This is a genomic window from Lancefieldella sp., assembly GCF_057237245.1.
Genome location: NZ_DBHHJM010000002.1, coordinates 245,378 through 262,040 on the forward strand (window position 1 = coordinate 245,378; position 16,663 = coordinate 262,040).

General features: G+C 43.8%; 13 protein-coding genes. 8 read left to right on the plus strand and 5 right to left on the minus strand.

The features are described from left to right. Window positions 1-798, plus strand: a complete 798-nt coding sequence (gene pflA / locus ACO5GU_RS03065) for a pyruvate formate-lyase-activating protein (RefSeq protein WP_484930061.1) — start codon at window positions 1-3, stop codon at window positions 796-798. Between the two features lie 465 nt (window positions 799-1,263). Here the strand turns inward: pflA and ACO5GU_RS03070 are convergent, their stop codons facing one another. Further along, a complete protein-coding gene (locus tag ACO5GU_RS03070; RefSeq protein WP_484930063.1) occupies window positions 1,264-4,647 on the minus strand; it encodes an InlB B-repeat-containing protein in 3,384 nt (1,127 codons plus the stop codon). A 257-nt stretch (window positions 4,648-4,904) separates the two neighbouring features. Here ACO5GU_RS03070 and ACO5GU_RS03075 point away from each other — a divergent pair, with 257 nt between their 5' ends. The 7 genes from ACO5GU_RS03075 (at window position 4,905) to ACO5GU_RS03105 (ending at window position 11,009) form a co-directional block, all read left to right on the plus strand. Beyond that, window positions 4,905-5,639 carry a M48 family metallopeptidase gene (locus tag ACO5GU_RS03075; RefSeq protein WP_484930065.1) on the plus strand — a complete coding sequence of 245 codons (735 nt, stop codon included), beginning with the start codon at window positions 4,905-4,907 and terminating at the stop codon, window positions 5,637-5,639. Window positions 5,640-5,714: 75 nt separating this feature from the next. After that, entirely contained in the window at window positions 5,715-6,764 is a 1,050-nt protein-coding gene (gene trpS / locus ACO5GU_RS03080) for a tryptophan--tRNA ligase (protein WP_484930066.1), read from the plus strand. Next, the gene (rlmD, locus tag ACO5GU_RS03085) at window positions 6,765-8,096 is read left to right on the plus strand and encodes a 23S rRNA (uracil(1939)-C(5))-methyltransferase RlmD (RefSeq protein WP_484930067.1); all 1,332 of its coding nucleotides are present in this window, start codon (window positions 6,765-6,767) and stop codon (window positions 8,094-8,096) included. A 43-nt stretch (window positions 8,097-8,139) separates the two neighbouring features. Further along, window positions 8,140-9,129, plus strand: coding sequence for a hypothetical protein (locus ACO5GU_RS03090; RefSeq protein WP_484871507.1), 990 nt, complete (start codon window positions 8,140-8,142; stop codon window positions 9,127-9,129). A 172-nt stretch (window positions 9,130-9,301) separates the two neighbouring features. Then, entirely contained in the window at window positions 9,302-9,598 is a 297-nt protein-coding gene (locus tag ACO5GU_RS03095) for a type II toxin-antitoxin system RelB/DinJ family antitoxin (protein ID WP_035427395.1), read from the plus strand. Further along, the gene (locus ACO5GU_RS03100) at window positions 9,599-9,934 is read left to right on the plus strand and encodes a type II toxin-antitoxin system RelE/ParE family toxin (protein WP_035427394.1); all 336 of its coding nucleotides are present in this window, start codon (window positions 9,599-9,601) and stop codon (window positions 9,932-9,934) included. It abuts the gene before it with no gap. Window positions 9,935-10,433: 499 nt separating this feature from the next. Continuing rightward, window positions 10,434-11,009, plus strand: coding sequence for a GNAT family N-acetyltransferase (locus tag ACO5GU_RS03105; RefSeq protein WP_484930070.1), 576 nt, complete (start codon window positions 10,434-10,436; stop codon window positions 11,007-11,009). Between the two features lie 245 nt (window positions 11,010-11,254). Here ACO5GU_RS03105 and ACO5GU_RS03110 read toward each other — a convergent pair whose 3' ends face one another. From ACO5GU_RS03110 to ACO5GU_RS03125, 4 genes are all read right to left on the minus strand, one after another. Further along, complete coding sequence (locus tag ACO5GU_RS03110) at window positions 11,255-11,761, minus strand: EXLDI protein (protein ID WP_183684651.1); 507 nt, start codon at window positions 11,759-11,761, stop codon at window positions 11,255-11,257. Between the two features lie 550 nt (window positions 11,762-12,311). Beyond that, on the minus strand, window positions 12,312-14,048 hold the full coding sequence (locus ACO5GU_RS03115) for an ABC transporter ATP-binding protein (RefSeq protein WP_484872181.1): 1,737 nt from the start codon (window positions 14,046-14,048) through the stop codon (window positions 12,312-12,314). Continuing rightward, on the minus strand, window positions 14,041-15,759 hold the full coding sequence (locus ACO5GU_RS03120; protein WP_484872182.1) for an ABC transporter ATP-binding protein: 1,719 nt from the start codon (window positions 15,757-15,759) through the stop codon (window positions 14,041-14,043). Before ACO5GU_RS03120 ends, ACO5GU_RS03115 begins: the two co-directional genes overlap by 8 nt. 52 nt (window positions 15,760-15,811) lie before the next feature. Further along, window positions 15,812-16,426 carry a TetR/AcrR family transcriptional regulator gene (locus tag ACO5GU_RS03125; protein ID WP_484930073.1) on the minus strand — a complete coding sequence of 205 codons (615 nt, stop codon included), beginning with the start codon at window positions 16,424-16,426 and terminating at the stop codon, window positions 15,812-15,814. Window positions 16,427-16,663: the final 237 nt, after the last annotated feature.

The window sequence follows — 16,663 nt, forward strand, 5'->3', positions numbered from 1 at the left end:
ATGTCTTGTTCTGATACTCACATGGATCTCAATGACCCGCTCACAGTTTGTGGGCGGGTCCACTCTATTGAGACCTTCGGTACCGTAGATGGCCCTGGAACTCGCCTGGTTGTGTTTGCCCAGGGGTGTGCCATGCGCTGCGCCTATTGCCATAACCCAGATACCTGGCAATTTGGTATTGGAACAGAAACATCAGTAAAAGAAATTCTTACCACCTTTAACCGCAATAGAGCTTTTTATAGAAACGGCGGAATTACAGCCACTGGCGGCGAACCACTCGCTCAGCCTGAGTTTATCGGTGCTTTGTTTGAGGCGGCTCATAATGACCCGCAAGGACGCATTCATACCTGTCTTGACTCTTCTGGCATTGCGTATAATCCAGAAACTCCAGAAAAATTTGAGCGCGTTCTTGATAATACAGATTTAGTGCTCCTTGATATCAAGCACTCTGATCCAAAGGGCCACCTTAGTCTTTGTGAAGTTGGTTCAGAAAGACCGCTTGCGTTTGGCGATGAGCTTAATCGTAGGGGTATTAAAGTTCTTATCAGACATGTTGTAGTGCCTGGAATTACTGATTCACCAGAAGAACTTGCTGGCGTTGGTAGAATCATTGCTCACTGGGATAACGTTATTGGATTAGATCTACTTCCCTATCACGTGATGGGCGTAAAAAAGTATGAAGAGCTAGGTATCCCTTACAAACTTGCTGACACTCCTGCCATGGATGGCAAAAAGATTCCTGAGCTGCGCAAGCAAGTCCTTATCGCTCGTTCCCTTGAACGCAAACGACTTTCATAAAACTACCAGCAGCCCATTTAGCTGCTGGTAGCAATTTAGTTGGTATATTTGCCTCTCTATCCGAGGTACTTCTCGGTAAGAGATTTCAATACCTCCCTGATTCGTTTTCTTCCCATGACATATTTTGATGTAAGAAACATTGTTGGTTATCTTGGGATTTGGCCAACATTTCGAGTATTAAAAGGTGTCAATCTGAAACCTATGACTGCAATTATTGTTCTGACAGTATGGTCGTTTGCTCTCTTGCTTCTCGCCGTTGGCATTACAGCTCTGAAACAAGCATTTGCAAAGGGAAAATATGTGCAGTTGAGGCAATGTGACTAATCATCACCGCTAAACAACAATGACACAGACGCCGACAGACATATCACAAAAAGGGCACAGCGTTTTGCTGTGCCCTTCTCAACTGTTATCGCTATCTTCTTACTACTGCTTTTCCGTAACCACTGAATCGTAATCGCGGCTCTATGCCTGAGACTCTGTGCGACGACGATGCAGAGTAGATGCTACAAACACAAGCAGACCGGTAGCAGCAAGCGAGAAAATCATGGCCGGCGAATTATCTCCCGTATCGGGAAGTGCACCGGGAGCCTTTGTTGAAGTAGTCTTATTTTCAGCAGGCGTCGGCTCATCAATACGTTCCCACTGAGCATAAAGTACATTTCCCTCTGTATTTATGGTGTCAACTTCCACCTTATCGCCCCGATGGAGCAGTGTGCCGCCATCTTTTGAGATAGACCAGCCTAAGAAGCGATATCCTGCTCGCACCGGATCTGCCGCATCAATGGTAAGAGTATCGTTTGACTCAACGAAATCTGAGTATGTACGACCGGGAGCGCCTTCGTAGTTGAGATCATACGCAAGACGTACGGCATTGGAGTTTGCCCACACGGCGCGCAGGGAAATATCCGAGGTTCCCATCGGAATCAAATCCCCCGGATAGTAGCGTGTTCCGTCACTTGCAACCCAGCAAATGAATCCACGGGAGCCTGCAGGAGGAGTCACACCGGAAGCATCAAGCACACGAATATCAGAGCCTTCGGCATAGTGCATCGGATCTGAAACAAAGCCTGTACCACCGGCAAGATCATAGGTGATGGTGTGGGTCTGGTTTATCGGAACCCATTTTGCCGTAAGGGTAATGTCTTCCGTCACGGGACTTCCAAAACGATACGGCTTTCCATCGTTTCGGAGCCATGCGACAAGAACATAGCCATCGCGCGTTACACCCGTTGGTTCATCGAGGGTTGTTTGCGCGGGTACTGACACGGTCTTGTTGGGTGTTCCATTGTTGTACACATACGTGACATTAACGGGTACCGGCTCCCATTTGGCATACAGAGAGGTATCACTTAAGGGCATGGAGTTATCAGAGGTGAGAGGCATGGTCAACTGAGCATTTCGATACCAGCCGACAAACCGGTAGTACTGTGGCAATCCGGCAGGACGACTTGGCGTTGAGTTTGAGATGTCGGCTAACGAAGCTCCATATTTACGCTGTTCAGATGAGATTGTGGTTTCAGAGGTAACGGAAGTTGCCGCGTTTTTGAGAGTCAGATTATAGGTAATGCGCTTTCTGACCATAACAAGATATTTTGTAGGAAGAGGCTTAAAAACAACGTCTCCGCTGGCAGCATCATATATCGCAGGACCTTCTCCCTTAGAAATATCAAACCACTGAGTAACGTCGGTATCAAGGTTTAGATCTTTCGGATCTTTAGGAGTTCCGGTAGGCGTGTAATAGCCGTACTTGACGTAAGAAAACATTGCCAGGTTTGTACTGAAACTAAATATTCCATCGGCAGGTATCCAAGAAGCAGTATATGCACTGTAGCCGTTCCCGTCTGCATTGTCAGTAAATATGGCAAAGTCTTTGGTCAGATTTACCTTATTAGGATAAAAATTAAAACGGCTTGCCGTGCGATTTCTGCTGCCTGGTGAATTAAAGCTAGAAGGACTCTTGGCATACCAAAGATTACCGTCATCCCAGCGATACCCTGCTTCAGGTTCAATAGGCGTAAATGTTGCGCCGTAGAGCCCTAAGAACGTATGGGCAGCATTGCCTGAGTAGTTTTCAACCCCTGTTTTATCGGTGTCATTGGTATAGTCAGTCTTGCTATTGTAAAAATTAACACGTACCAGCGAGCGATCAAGATACACGTTTAGCGTTGTGCTACCATCTGCGGAAACCGTAGCCGAGCTGTCGCTCCGTTCGGTGTCAAGGAGCAAATGACCGTAGTACTGGCCATTGATAGCGGCAATTTTTGATGCAACATCTGTAGTTGCAGGAGAAACGGTTGCGTCGGTAGCGGCCGTATAACCTTGGACGGTATATAAAGCATAGGTCTTGTCGGCTGAAGCCGCATTATAAGGATCAGTAGGTTTCTGCACCCAGTAGTTCACATGATAGACCGTATTGGCGTTCGGCGTCCATGAAGCGGTAAGACGGATAGATTGGGTAAGTTTTGAGCCAAAAGTGAAGGCTGCACCATCGGAAGTCTTCCAACCTGCAAAAGTATATCCAGTTCTTGTTGGATTACTCGGCGCAACGGTTACATCGTCAGTATCAACATACTCGGTGGCTACGGAAGATCCGCCGGCGCTATCAAAGGTGATGCTATGTCCGGCTTTGACAACAGGCCAAAGATAGACATCCTGACCATTGACGGTACCGAGACTTGCATCCGGCTGGGTTGCTCCTTTTGTGCGAGACCAGCCCACGGCCTGCGTTTCAGGATTGCCGGTGTTTACGAGCGGAAGAATGCTGCTACCTTGAATGGTGTCGCCATCCGCATACGTCACCGCACTGAGCACGCGGTTTAAATCGGTAGCAGACATGAAGTAAACGACATGGCGATTGTATACAGTGAAAGATGCATACAAATCAACTGGGGATGCTTCAGCCGCAGCATCAAGGGCAGCGCCGTTAAGCTCTGCGGCAGTCTTTCCAAAGTCAGTAAAGGTAGATCCCGAAGAAGTTTTCCATCCGCGGAACGTTCCGTCTCCGGATGGAGTAGCGGGCTCTATCAAGCGCTCATCATCAGAGAGTTTCTGAGTTGACACAATGGAATCGGTACCGGATGCATCTATTACATGAAAACGATAGGTTATTGTGAAGTGCGTATCAGGCGTAGTTACGGCATAGACCGAAAAACCTTTTGCCGTAAAAGACACGGAGCCTGCAGCGGATGTAGGACTGCTCACCTGCTCTACGGATGAACTGTCAGAAATATGCCAGACCGAGACGGAGTTGCCGGAAATGCGGGAGGAGGAAATGTTTACGGCGATTGGAGAGCCGGCCGGCTCCCATTTTGTTCCATGGGCATCGCGAATGGTAATATCAAAGGCGAGAAGTGTTGTCTGACCTTTAATGGAGGCACTTGTCGGAACAGCTGACACGCTACCGCCGGAAGGGAGCTTTCCCGAGACCGTTATCTGAGTGCCGTCAGAAGCAGTTGTTGTCCAAGTCTCTTGGACAAGGTTCTTCTGAGAATCCTCCTTGGTTTGAGTTTGGGCTTGAGTTTTTTCAGGTTCTGTTTGAGAGTTGGTGGAACTTTCGGAAGAATCGCTTGCAGGTGCCTCTGATGTGGAGTTTGCATCCGTGCGAGTTTCTTCATGCCTGACAGTATCATCCTTCAGTTCATTCGGCTCAGCGGATGACTCAGTAGATAAACCGTTGTTTTTCTCCGCTTGTGCAGAAGCCGTGGTACCGACTGCTTCTGCAAACCCCTGTGCCGGAGCACTCCCAAACTCTGTGCTCATCTCCGCAAGCGCAGGAGTCGGCATAGACATTGAAAATGCTACGAGCGCCACAAGAATAATCCTTGAAATTGCACCTTTTCTTTTCATGGTGCCTCCTGAATAACCCCGAATAACTTTATAAATAAATCCTCAAAGTCTATATATAATCTATCGGATAACAAATCGCACTGTTATAGGGCAATATCGCAAAATTTTTATAGTATCAACACACTAAGTTCATAATCTGTAAGCTTTGCTTTCAGGCGCGCAGGACCGATCTATCCATACTGCCTCCCCTATTTCCTGCGTCACATGCGTGTAATACTATGTTACAAACCATCAACCAAATCATGGTAAGGACTCATGTGACCGCCAAAACCGTACAGATAGCAGGCATTTCCGTACAGCTCACACGCAAGGCCGTCAAGAACATCAATCTGCGTGTTAGTCGAGAAGGTCGCGTTGACGTGAGCTATCCGTGGCACACTTCCGAAGCGGCTGCAATCGCCTTTGTCGAATCCAAATCTGATTGGATTCGCACCGCTCTTTCTCGCGCCTCTTTACTTGGCGAGAAGAACCTCCAAGTTCCCACTCCCATAGCCTCCGGACATACGGTGAGCGTTTGGGGACACCCATACAACCTGCGCATCATTCACGGACCAAAGCGGGCGGCGCGCATCTTTGCACACGACGTTGTTATCACGCTTCCCAACCGCTACCTGGACGACCTTGCCTCCGAAGCTTCACAGCAAGCCGTTCGTAAAACATTTGATGAGTTTCTCGCTCAAGAGATGCGCACGGTCCTGCCTGAGCTTACCGCTGCCATGGAAACAAGAGCTCAAAAGCAAGCCTCACGGTATAAAATACGCCGCATGAAAAGCCGTTGGGGATCTTGCAACACATGTACAGGAGCCATCACGCTCAACCTTGAGCTTGCCGAATATGACAAAGAGGCTCTGAAGTACGTTATCGCTCACGAACTCACCCACCTCTACGTTCGCAGACACAACCGCGAATTCTATGCGCTTCTCGCCACGTTCTATCCAAACTGGAAAGAAGTCCGCGCCAGCCTCAAAGGCGCTCGGCCGTCTTTGCGATAGAATAAGCACTGTTGACTAGAAACGCGGGCGTCTCAGTGAGGCGCTGCATACGAACTTGAAAGTTTGGGAGTTTTTATGCCAAATGAGGGCAGCTACGAGACGGCACTCCGTCGCTCAAATGAGATTCAAGCAGATCTGCCAGAGCATGCAGGAAAGTACAACATGCTTACTGGTGACCGTCCTACTGGAAGACTTCACCTTGGACATTACTTTGGCACTATTGTTGAGCGCGTAAGACTCCAAAATCTTGGTGTTCATACCAATATTATTATTGCAGACTATCAGGTCATTACAGACAGAGACACCACTGAGCATATTGCAGACAATGTCTACAATATGGTTATTGATTATCTGGCCTGCGGAATTGATCCAGAAAAGACCATGATTTTCACGCATTCTGCAGTCCCAGCTCTCAATCAGCTTATGTTGCCGTTTCTCTCGCTTGTTACCGAGTCTGAGCTTCATAGAAATCCAACTGTTAAGGCAGAGCAGGAAGCATCTGGACATGCTCTCACCGGTCTTCTCCTCACCTATCCTGTCCACCAGGCATGCGACATTCTCTTCTGTAAAGGAAATGTTGTTCCTGTTGGTCGCGATCAGCTGCCTCACATTGAGATTACCTCTAAGATTGCCCGTCGCTTTAATGAGCGCTACGGCAAAGTGTTCCCAGAAGTTTCTGGCCTTCTCACCTCTACCCCATTGATTCCTGGTCTTGATGGTCGCAAGATGAGCAAGTCTTACGGCAACGCTATCTCACTTTCTATGACAGCTGAAGAAACTGCCAAGCTCATCAAGAAGTCCAAGACTGACTCCGAGCGCATGATTACCTTTGATCCAGACAACCGTCCTGGCGTTTCTGCGCTTCTCACCACTGCTGGCATTTGTACTGGCCGTGATCCAAAAGAGATTGCTGACGAGATTGGCATGGGCGGCGGTGGAGCTCTTAAGGCTTACGTCATCGATGCTGTTAACACCTACTTTGAGCCAATTCGTCAGAGGCGCGCAGAGTTTGCAGCTCAGCCAGACCTTATTCGCGATATCATCCACGACGGAAACGCTCGTGCAAACGTTATTGCTAACGCCACGCTCGACGAGGTCCGCGAAGCAATGGGAATGGTCTACTAAGTGTCTGAGCTCACCTTACATGTAGAACGTATGAGCTACGGTCCAGACGCTATTGCTCATACATCAGAAGGTAAAACGGTCTTTATCTCTGGAGGCGCCGTCCCTGGAGATACCGTCAGTGTGCAGATTACCGAGGATACAGACAGGTTTTCTCGTGCACAACTTGTAAAGGTCTTGGAAGCATCTGCATTCAGAGAGCCACGCCCTAATCCCTTTGTGGTGCTCACGGGTGCCACTCCTTGGGGCAACATGCTCTACGAGCAGCAACTTGTCGAGAAACGCAACGGCGTGATATCTGCTCTTGAACGCATTGGACATTTTTCACACGACGTTGTCTCTGAACTGGTAAAAGACATTGTTTCCCCTGGCGAACCATGGGGCTATCGCAATAAAATTGAACTGGCGTTTAAACGCAATGGCAATAAAACGCTGGTAGGTATGTATGCACCTAACGGACAGGACATTGTTCGCATTAAAGACTGTCCGCTTTTGGATAAGAGCAACCAGAAGGCTGTTGGTGCCGTAAGCGGGGCCCTCTCCTACCTCTCGGGCTCTCACGAGCTTGATATAGAACGTATTGGCATCAGGGTGTCTAGACGCACTAAAGAGCTTGAAGTTGCGCTCTGGACCGCTCCGAGCGGCTTCCCACGCACACAAGTGGCGCGCGTTTTAGGCGACGCAATAAAAGCAACAAGTATTGTTCGCGTTATGACCAAGGGTCCTAGTAAAGCCCGCCGTGTTGTAGGCGTAGAGCGTCTGAGCGGCTCCGGCTCATGGAGCGAGCTCATTGACGGCCAGAAGATGCAGCTTTCTGCTCCTTCTTTTTTCCAGGTCAATACCAAGGGTGCCGAGAAACTCGTTGAGCTTGTACTTTCTGGTTTGGATGTTCAGCCAGACGATGAGGCTATGGACCTTTATTGTGGAGCAGGAACCTTTACGCTTCCTCTGGCAAAACGTGCAGGATTTGTCTCTGCTGTTGAAGCCTATGGTCCAGCCGTTAGAGATCTTCGCCGCAACCTTGAACTAGCCAAGCTTGATAACGTTGATGCGGTAGGCGGAGACGCGGGCAGAGAATTCCCCGATACAGACGCAGATGTTATTATTGTTGATCCCCCTCGTGCAGGACTTGCTCCTGAAGTTGTGAAGCGGCTCTCTGAGCAGAGTGCTCGTGCGATTGCCTATGTCTCATGTGATCCGGCAACCCTTGCGCGTGACCTACGCCGCTTTGTTGATGCAGGAACGTTTAGACCCGTAAGCATCATACCCGTTGATCTTTTTCCTCAAACGTTTCATGTGGAGAATGTAGTATTGCTGTCCAAAATAAAGATTTAAAACTATATATAAGGTCTAAAATTACACGCAAGGAGAAGAAAATATGTCAGAGTTGGTTGCATACGGCACTGAAGTAAATAATATATTTCAGTTAATAGGAAATCTTGAGAACGACATAACTAAAAGTATTGCTTGGGCATTAGCACGCTGTCCCGAATTTCTTAAAGCAGTAATCAATGAGGTGATGTCACTAGAGATTGATGCACAAAATGTTAGGATTAAGTATCAGGAATTTGAGAAGAATAAAGGTATAACGGATTTAGAAATAACTGATACTACTTCATTTTATATAATTATTGAAGCCAAAAGGGGCTGGATTTTACCAGGAGCTGAGCAACTCACTTTATACTCACAAAGAAAAAATATTATAGAAAGTCCAGTCTCACATAAAGCTATTATTTCAATGTCAGAGTGTAGTGAAGATTATGCAAACGCATATTTGCCTTTTAAGGTTATAAATGATATTCCAGTAAATCATCTGTCCTGGAAGAGAATATACGAACTAGCAAACTCTGCAAAAACTAGTTCTAGCAGATCACAAAAAGACTTGTTAAAAGAATTAATGAGATATTTAGGAGATATAATGACTATGCAGGCAAAAGAATCAAATTGGGTATATGTGGTTTCACTTTCAACTGAAAACCCAAAAAATTGTGATTTGACATGGATAGAATTAGTAGAAAAGAAAATGAAATATTTTCACCCATTTGGAATTAACGGTTGGCCTAAAGAACCACCTAATTATATAGGTTTTCGGTATGAAGGAAAATTACAGTCAATTCATCATATTGAAAGCTATTCGATAACAAAAAATATCCACGATGAAATTGAAGAAATGCCTAATGTGGAAGATGAATATGAGCATTTTGTGTACAGCCTTGGGAAACCAATTATACCATCAAAAGTCGTTAAGACTGGAAAGATATACGCATCTGGTCGCAAATGGGCAATGATTGATACATTATTGACTGCTGATACGATTCATGAAGCTAGTGAAATTTCCAGACAAAGAATGAATAACAAACTCTCTTAAAATGTCAATTCGACCAAAAACGACTGAAAGATACGGCAGTTCATGAAATATGCGCAAAAGATATAGCTGATTTTCGAAATTATCTGAAAGATTATCCGTAGACTGTAAAATATGCATTGTCTCGCAAATTGCAAGACAATGCATTACAATATACTTACTAGGAGGTGTTGATATGAAAGATACAACTGTAAGCGCCCGCGTTGAAAATAATGTAAAAGTCGAAGCAGAAGACATCCTTCAGAAACTTGGTATTCCTGTTTCCGTTGTCATTAATTCCCTTTATCGTCAGATTATTTATCGTCATGGCATTCCTTTTTCTCTAACAATCCCGTCAAAACCAAGAGCTCTAGATGAAATGTCAGATACTGAGCTTAATGCAAAACTTCAGCATAGCTATATCCAATCGCTCTCTGGTGAGGGTAAGCCAATGAACGAAGTGTTTACTGAGTTAGAAAGGAGTCTGAAATAAGTGGACTCCTATGACATTATCGTCACACCGGATGCCGAAGCAGATCTTTTTGAAATCAGAGACTATATTGCACGCACTCTGTTGGTTCCAGATGTAGCGCTGAACTATATTCGAACACTTCAAGAAGAGATGCAAAAACTTACCTATATGGCCTCCAGCATTGCTCCTGTAGAACCAGAACCGTGGCGCTCCAAAGGTGTGCGGAAAATCATTGTTAAGAACTTTTACGTTTATTACAGGCTGGATGTTCCATCTGGCAAGGTATATATCTTGAATGTCATTTACGCAAAGCGCGATCAGCTCAAAGTGTTAAATAGAATCAATTTGAATGAGTAATTCTTTGTTTAAAAGTAAGAAGGTAAACGATAGAACAAACACCTTTAAAGTTTGAGGAGACAGCTATGAGAATTGAACATATTGCACTGTATATAAACTCTACTTTGCCGTAATCCCACTCTTTAATGGTAAAACGCTTGGTAGCGCCTTATTGCGTTTTAAGCTCTCATACGAGAAACAAAGAATTTCTCGCACTTTGCTAAGAGGATTGTTCATTACGAGCTATTTCTATCTAATTCCTGACGGCCTGTTGTTTTTGACTAATGAGTTTAATAAGACTCCAGACTCGATGCTATTCCTGGCACTGTTTCCCGTTATATTTGCGGCTTTAATTCTTTTCTTTATCATTACTGTTGTGTTGATGCTGATGAACAGGCGCTTCTTGTTTGATCGACTGTCTAGCACCTACTACACAAGCACAGTGCAAAATGAACAGTCCGCAGTAATCGATACGGTGGAAACTCAAGCAGAGGCTGAAAAAGACATTTAAGAGCATCAAATGTGGTTCCAAAAACAGACAAGAAAAGGACGCGTGAACCTACTGATGAAAGAAGAATGCAAAAGTCCTATTACTTTATATACACCGTCATTAGAAGATCTTTGGTTTCGTCAGAAAATGATGGCAGACGAAGAAACGATGTCATATAACCATGTATGGGGAGGTACAATTCCTTTCCCAAAAGAGACTTGGCATGGCTGGTATGATTTTTGGATTGTAAAGCATGAGAATAAACGTTATTACAGGTATTTAAAGGATAGCGGCGGTCATTTTATTGGAGAGGTCGCCTACCATTACGACAGTGATCAAAATCTCTATATGGCAGATGTCATAGTCTACGCACCATATAGAAAAATGGGCTATGGCAGCATTGGATTAAATTTGCTCTGTGATGCGGCTAAACAGAACGGTATTAAGCAGCTCTATGATGATGTCGCCATAGACAATCCATCAGTCACGATGTTTTTAAAGAATGGATTTGTTGAAGAGTACAGGACTAGTGAAATTGTTATGCTCAAAAAAGAGCTAAGTGCATCCACCTTGCACCCAGGGTGTGAAGTGGGAAATGTTAATTAAGCACGATTCATGCATAGGATGATAAAGGATGATTTTCTCAAAATGATACAAAGTTTGGTGGCTGTCGCTTAGAATAACACTGTAAATAAGGGCTTATTGTAGACTTACGAAACGGAAGAACGTAAATGAAAGTCCGGCGTGAATTGACGCTGGATTTTTTCTTTTTAGGGGGTGTCTTTTATAAACACGAAGTTACCTCATTATTTGCTTGTTATAGTTCTGTAAATCTAGTATTTATACCTAATCTAAATATCTAAAAACTCATAAGGCTTTTCCGAAAGAGAAGATTCGCAGCACTCGGCAAGATACGCATCCTTCTCCTTTAGGCTCTCTATGTCCGGATATACGTTTAACACTCTGTCCCCCAGATTCCAAAAATCATGTGACCAAGACTGCGGGTTTTCCCATACGTGTGGATTTCCTTTCGCCCAATTCGGAAGCTCCTTGCGAACCTTGGTTGCCACTGCAAGCTGCCCTTTTGCAGTTTTATAAATCGTGTCAATCCTTATTCCACCGTCTACCGGACGTTCTACACGAGTAATCTCCATACCATAGAACATTACCTTTCTTCTTACCCCTTTTTCATAGAGGTTTAACTCAATCTTGTCATATCCTTCGCTTTTGTTGCGTTGAACACTTAGAAAGTCCTGAAGTGCCTGTATCACAGCGGCAGAAACACTTCCGGCGTACTTGGCAGCATCATCAAATAAGTGTAGATCTGCTTCTGCAACATAAATATTTTTTGTGGCCATAACCATACCTTCTTATTTTTGTAACTTGTATCTGAAGTTTTGTATCTATATAACTATGAACATAGTTATAATCATATAGAGCTATTTTGTCAAGATAGACTTTCTTTCCATCATTATGATGTTGAATACTGTGATTCTTCACTGATATTGGGAGCCTAATATCAAAATGCAATATACAAAGTTCTTCGTTTTTTGTACAAAAAATAGAGGATGATTCTGCGACCATCCCCTATTACTGTATTCCAGTTATAAACATTTCCCTTAATTGATTTTGCTCTATAAGTTTCCTTGACAGCTATTTCTGCAAATTTATCCTTCATTAGTAGCTTTGCAGCTACTAATGAAGGATTTTCAGGTATTGACCTTTTGTAGCAACGCTACAGTCTCCACATGTGCTGCTTGTTCTGGAGAAAAGGTAGATGACATGTATCTTTCCGATAATCAGCTCGCAGACAATCCCTGCAATCAGAGTAATCGGAATCATGATCTCATAACCTAAAATTGCATATACCAATTTTTATGTCAAAGATGTTGTTGTTAGTTCCAAACTTTAATTTGCGAATCTCCAGCTTTCCGCCTTGCTTCTCGATTCGATAAGATCTCGATAAAGACCTCCTTGCAGCATCAATTCATCATGTGTGCCGCACTGCTCAATCCCTGCTTTGTTCAGTACTAAAATCCGGTTCGCATTACGAATCGTCTTCAAGCGGTGCGCGATCATGATGACGGTTTTGTTTTGAGTAAGGGCTTCAATGGCTGCTTTCAGCTTGTCTTCGTTTTCCGGATCAACATTTGCAGTAGCTTCATCAAAGATGATAATCGGTGCATCTTTCAGTATTGCTCTGGCAATGGAGATACGCTGTTTTTCACCGCCGGAAAGACTTGTTCCACCTTCTCCGATCATGGTCTGATAGCCATCGGGCAAGGCAGAAATAAAGTCATGGCACTGGGCCTTTTTTGCCGCCTCAATCACATCATCGCGGCTGGCATTTGGGCATCCGAATTTAATGTTGTTTTCAATCGTATCGGCAAAAAGATAGACATCTTGGAAGACCATCGAAATATTATTCATGAGATATTCAAGGGAGTAATCTTTTATGCTCTTTCCTCCAAGGCGAATCTCTCCTGAATTGACATCCCAAAAGCGAGAGATCAAATTGCAAAAAGTTGTTTTTCCTGAACCAGACGGCCCTACGATAGCCGTCATTGATCTTTCAGGGATATAGCAAGACACATTATTTAAGATTGGTTTTTCGCCATAGGCAAAGGAAACATTTCTAAATTCAATATCGTGTTGCTGAAGTGCATCATTGATATGACCTTCCGGCATATCTTGCATTTGATTGACATAATCATAAGAATCCATCGCGTTGTCAATGGTTCTAAGCATGGCCATAGCACTACCAGAAGCCAATAAACTATTAAAAATCACAAAACTGGCAACCAGCGTCATGATGGTATAGTCCAAAGAAAGTTCTCCCGAAAAGAAGCATGAAAGTGCTGTGGCAATCATAACCGAAATCGTTATCGCAATGATGATTTTTAGCAGTACCGTGTAAGGTGTAACGGCCTTTTCAAGGCTCAACGTCGATTTTTTTGTTTCTTCAAAACTTTGATCCAGCTTGTTGTTATTTTGTCCGCCCAAGTTATAGGACTTGATGATCTGCATACCTTGCAAGGTTGCCAGCACTTCTTTCGTGAGATCATTTTGTACAACAGAAACTCGATCCGAACTCTTTTTAGATCTTTGCTGCATTAAAGCGGCAGCTGCCAAGAAAATCAAAGACCCAGCGATAGCAATGAGTGCAATTTTCCAATGCAACATAAAAAGGGACAGGATAAATACCACGGTTACAAGCAGACCGCCGAATACCATAATAAAAAGTGTGGGCACCCAAGTTTCGAGACTGTCCAACTTTGTCGTCGCAATGGCCGTTAAATTTCCTAAGCTAAAATCATTGAAAAAGCCCATTGGCACTTTTTTGATTTTTTCTCCCATAGCGATACGCTTATTTGCGGCTGTAAAATAGCCGGCATGCGTTTGCTTAAGCATGGAATTTTTCTTGGAAATAATGATACCCAGTAAGGAAAGCAATAAGAATGCGCTGCACATACCAATCGTCTGCCACGTAATTTCCTGCTTTATAATCGCCGCAATGACCAAATAGATGGCCATAAATTGAAAAACGTTAAAAATCGCACCCAAAAAACTCCAGATCACCGAAGAGCGGATCATTCCTTGCTCACGCTCTGCAAATTTCCATAACTTCTTAAATGTATTAATCATTTTCTTCACCTCGCATGGCTGCACTCCACAATTCTTGGTAAATCGGAGAATCTTTTAAGAGTTCATCGTGTGTTCCGTGATTTTCAACATATCCATCATTGATTACAAATATTTGATCCACATCTGCAATGGTTTTCAGTCGATGGGCAATAATAATGAGCGTTTTGCCTTTTACCAATGTGGCGATGGCATCTTGCAAAATAGCTTCGTTTTCAGGATCGATATAGGAAGTGGCTTCATCCAAAATGACAATCGGTGCATCTTTGAGCATGGCGCGTGCAATAGAGATGCGCTGGCGCTCACCGCCGGAGAGATGCCCGCCACCTTCTCCGGCAACCGTTTCATAGCCTTGTGAGAGCTTCATAATGAAATCGTGGCAGCCCGATTTTTTAGCGATTTCTATAATTTCCTCATCCGTTGCATCTTTTTTGCCGATGCGAATATTATCTTTGATGGAAATATCAAACAAATAATTGTCTTGAGATACATAAGAAATAGCATCCGAAAGCTGTTCTAAAGGCATATCCGTGAGAGCTATGCCACCAATTGTTATGGTGCCACTATCAGTATCCCAAAATCCGGCGAGGAGCTTTGCAACGGTCGATTTCCCTGAGCCAGAATACCCGACGAGTGCATTGACACTACCTTCATTGATGTGCAGATTGACATCCTTGATAACCTGTTTGTTGTCATCGTAAGAGAAATTCACGTGATCGAAAGTGATGTCATAGCGTGAAATGTTTTGTGTACCGGTTGCGTGGGATAACTCTTTTGAGTTGAGAACTTTTTCAATCTCACCGGCAATAGTTTTGATGCGACCCATATCGTCCTCATAAGACATCACCTGCATGATATTTGAGATTGTGCCAAACGATAAAATAATCAACATCAAAAGATGAGCGCCGCTTAGGCTACCTTGCATACAGAAGAAAAGACCAAACGGAATGATGGTTAAAATACCCATCGGTGCAAGCGACATGCTCACCGCATAGTCGTTGTTGTTCGAGCCCATCCACTTGCAGTAATAATCTGCTTTGGCATAAACATTATCGCTGTATTTTTTATAGGATGTATCGCCTTGATTAAAAGACTTAATGACCTCGATGCCGTTGATATATTCCACAATCGAGTTGTTCATGTCTTGACCGATTTTGACTGCTTTGGGAAACATTTTAGGCATGCGCTTCATCGGGCCGGCCATAAAGAACATTCCGATTACAAGAGGAACCAGTGCCAAGAGCGAAACGCGCCAATCGAGTACAAACATGTAAACAAGAAGTAAAACCGGGCCAACAATATTAGCGGTCATTTCAGGAATCAGGTGTGCCAGGGTTGTCTCCATGCTGTCAACTTGATTCACGATGACATCTTTTAGCTTTCCTGTGCTTAAATTCAAAATGTTTCCTAACGGCATTTTGAAAAGTTTGTCCATGATATCTCGCCTGATTTCACACAAAGCACCATAGGTCGCTGTATGAGAAATCGTGGTGGAAATACCCATAAAAACTTCTTTTGCGCACAGCAGCGCGAGAATACTGAGGACTCCTTTAGTATAAAAAGCAAAATCTGTATTCCCTGCAATGAGGGCAACGATCATTTTGCTCAAGAGCACATAGGTAAAAAGTCCTGCCAGTACACCCAAAACGGCCAAAAGAACCGAGAAAAAGTAGCCGGTCTTATTTTTGGCGATGTACTTTTTCAATAAGTTCATATCAAAAAACCTCCTTAGTTAATGAATAAAATGCGGAAATCGATGGAAGATTTTAGAGTCCGGAAACATCCGCTTCCTGAAAAGTCGAACGAGTAAAATAACCTTCAAGCATGGATACCAAGTGCTGCCTGTTCTTTAGAAAATTTTCACGCGTATCTAAAATTTCACAGGATAACAAGCTTGCATTGATGAGATTCGTTACAAATTCATAGTCATCATCAGTAAGCAATCCGCAGTCGTACCCATTCATAAAATTCTTAAAGTAAGTAATAGAATCCCTCTTGAGTTTTTCATATAATGCATTAAGCTGTTCATTTTTCTTAATCTCACCAAGAAACATGACATAGATAGACGTAAAAGAATTATTCGCCAACATTTTATCGACGACAACTTCAGCCAAGATATGTGGCGTAAGCTTGTTCCCCATATGTTGAACCGTGTTTGTGACCGTTGCTTCACGCATCCTGCTTCCTCTGTCCATAATGTCGTAGAGGATTTCTGCCGTATTTTTGTAGTAGTGGTATAACCCGCCGGCTGATAAACCGGATTTTTCACGAACATCATCCATCGTCGTATTGTTAAAGCCCTTAGAAGAAAAGAGTGCCATAGCAGCCTTTTGAATGTCTTCCTTACGCATTTCCGGATCTAATCGTTCTCTGACCATCATTTTCCTTTCCTTACCGAGATTATTCTCGGTAAGGAGCAAACTACCATAAACTAACTTGTTTGTCAAAAATTTTATGCGGTAATGGCAATTCGCCTAATGTTGCATAAAAAAAGAACCCTGACAGATAGAACAAGATTCTTGTAACGCGTAATACTTCTCAGTTTAATTTTTGGATGAACGTCGCTGTGAGCTTATTGATTTTTGTACCACATACTAAATTTTCATACCCCTTAGTAT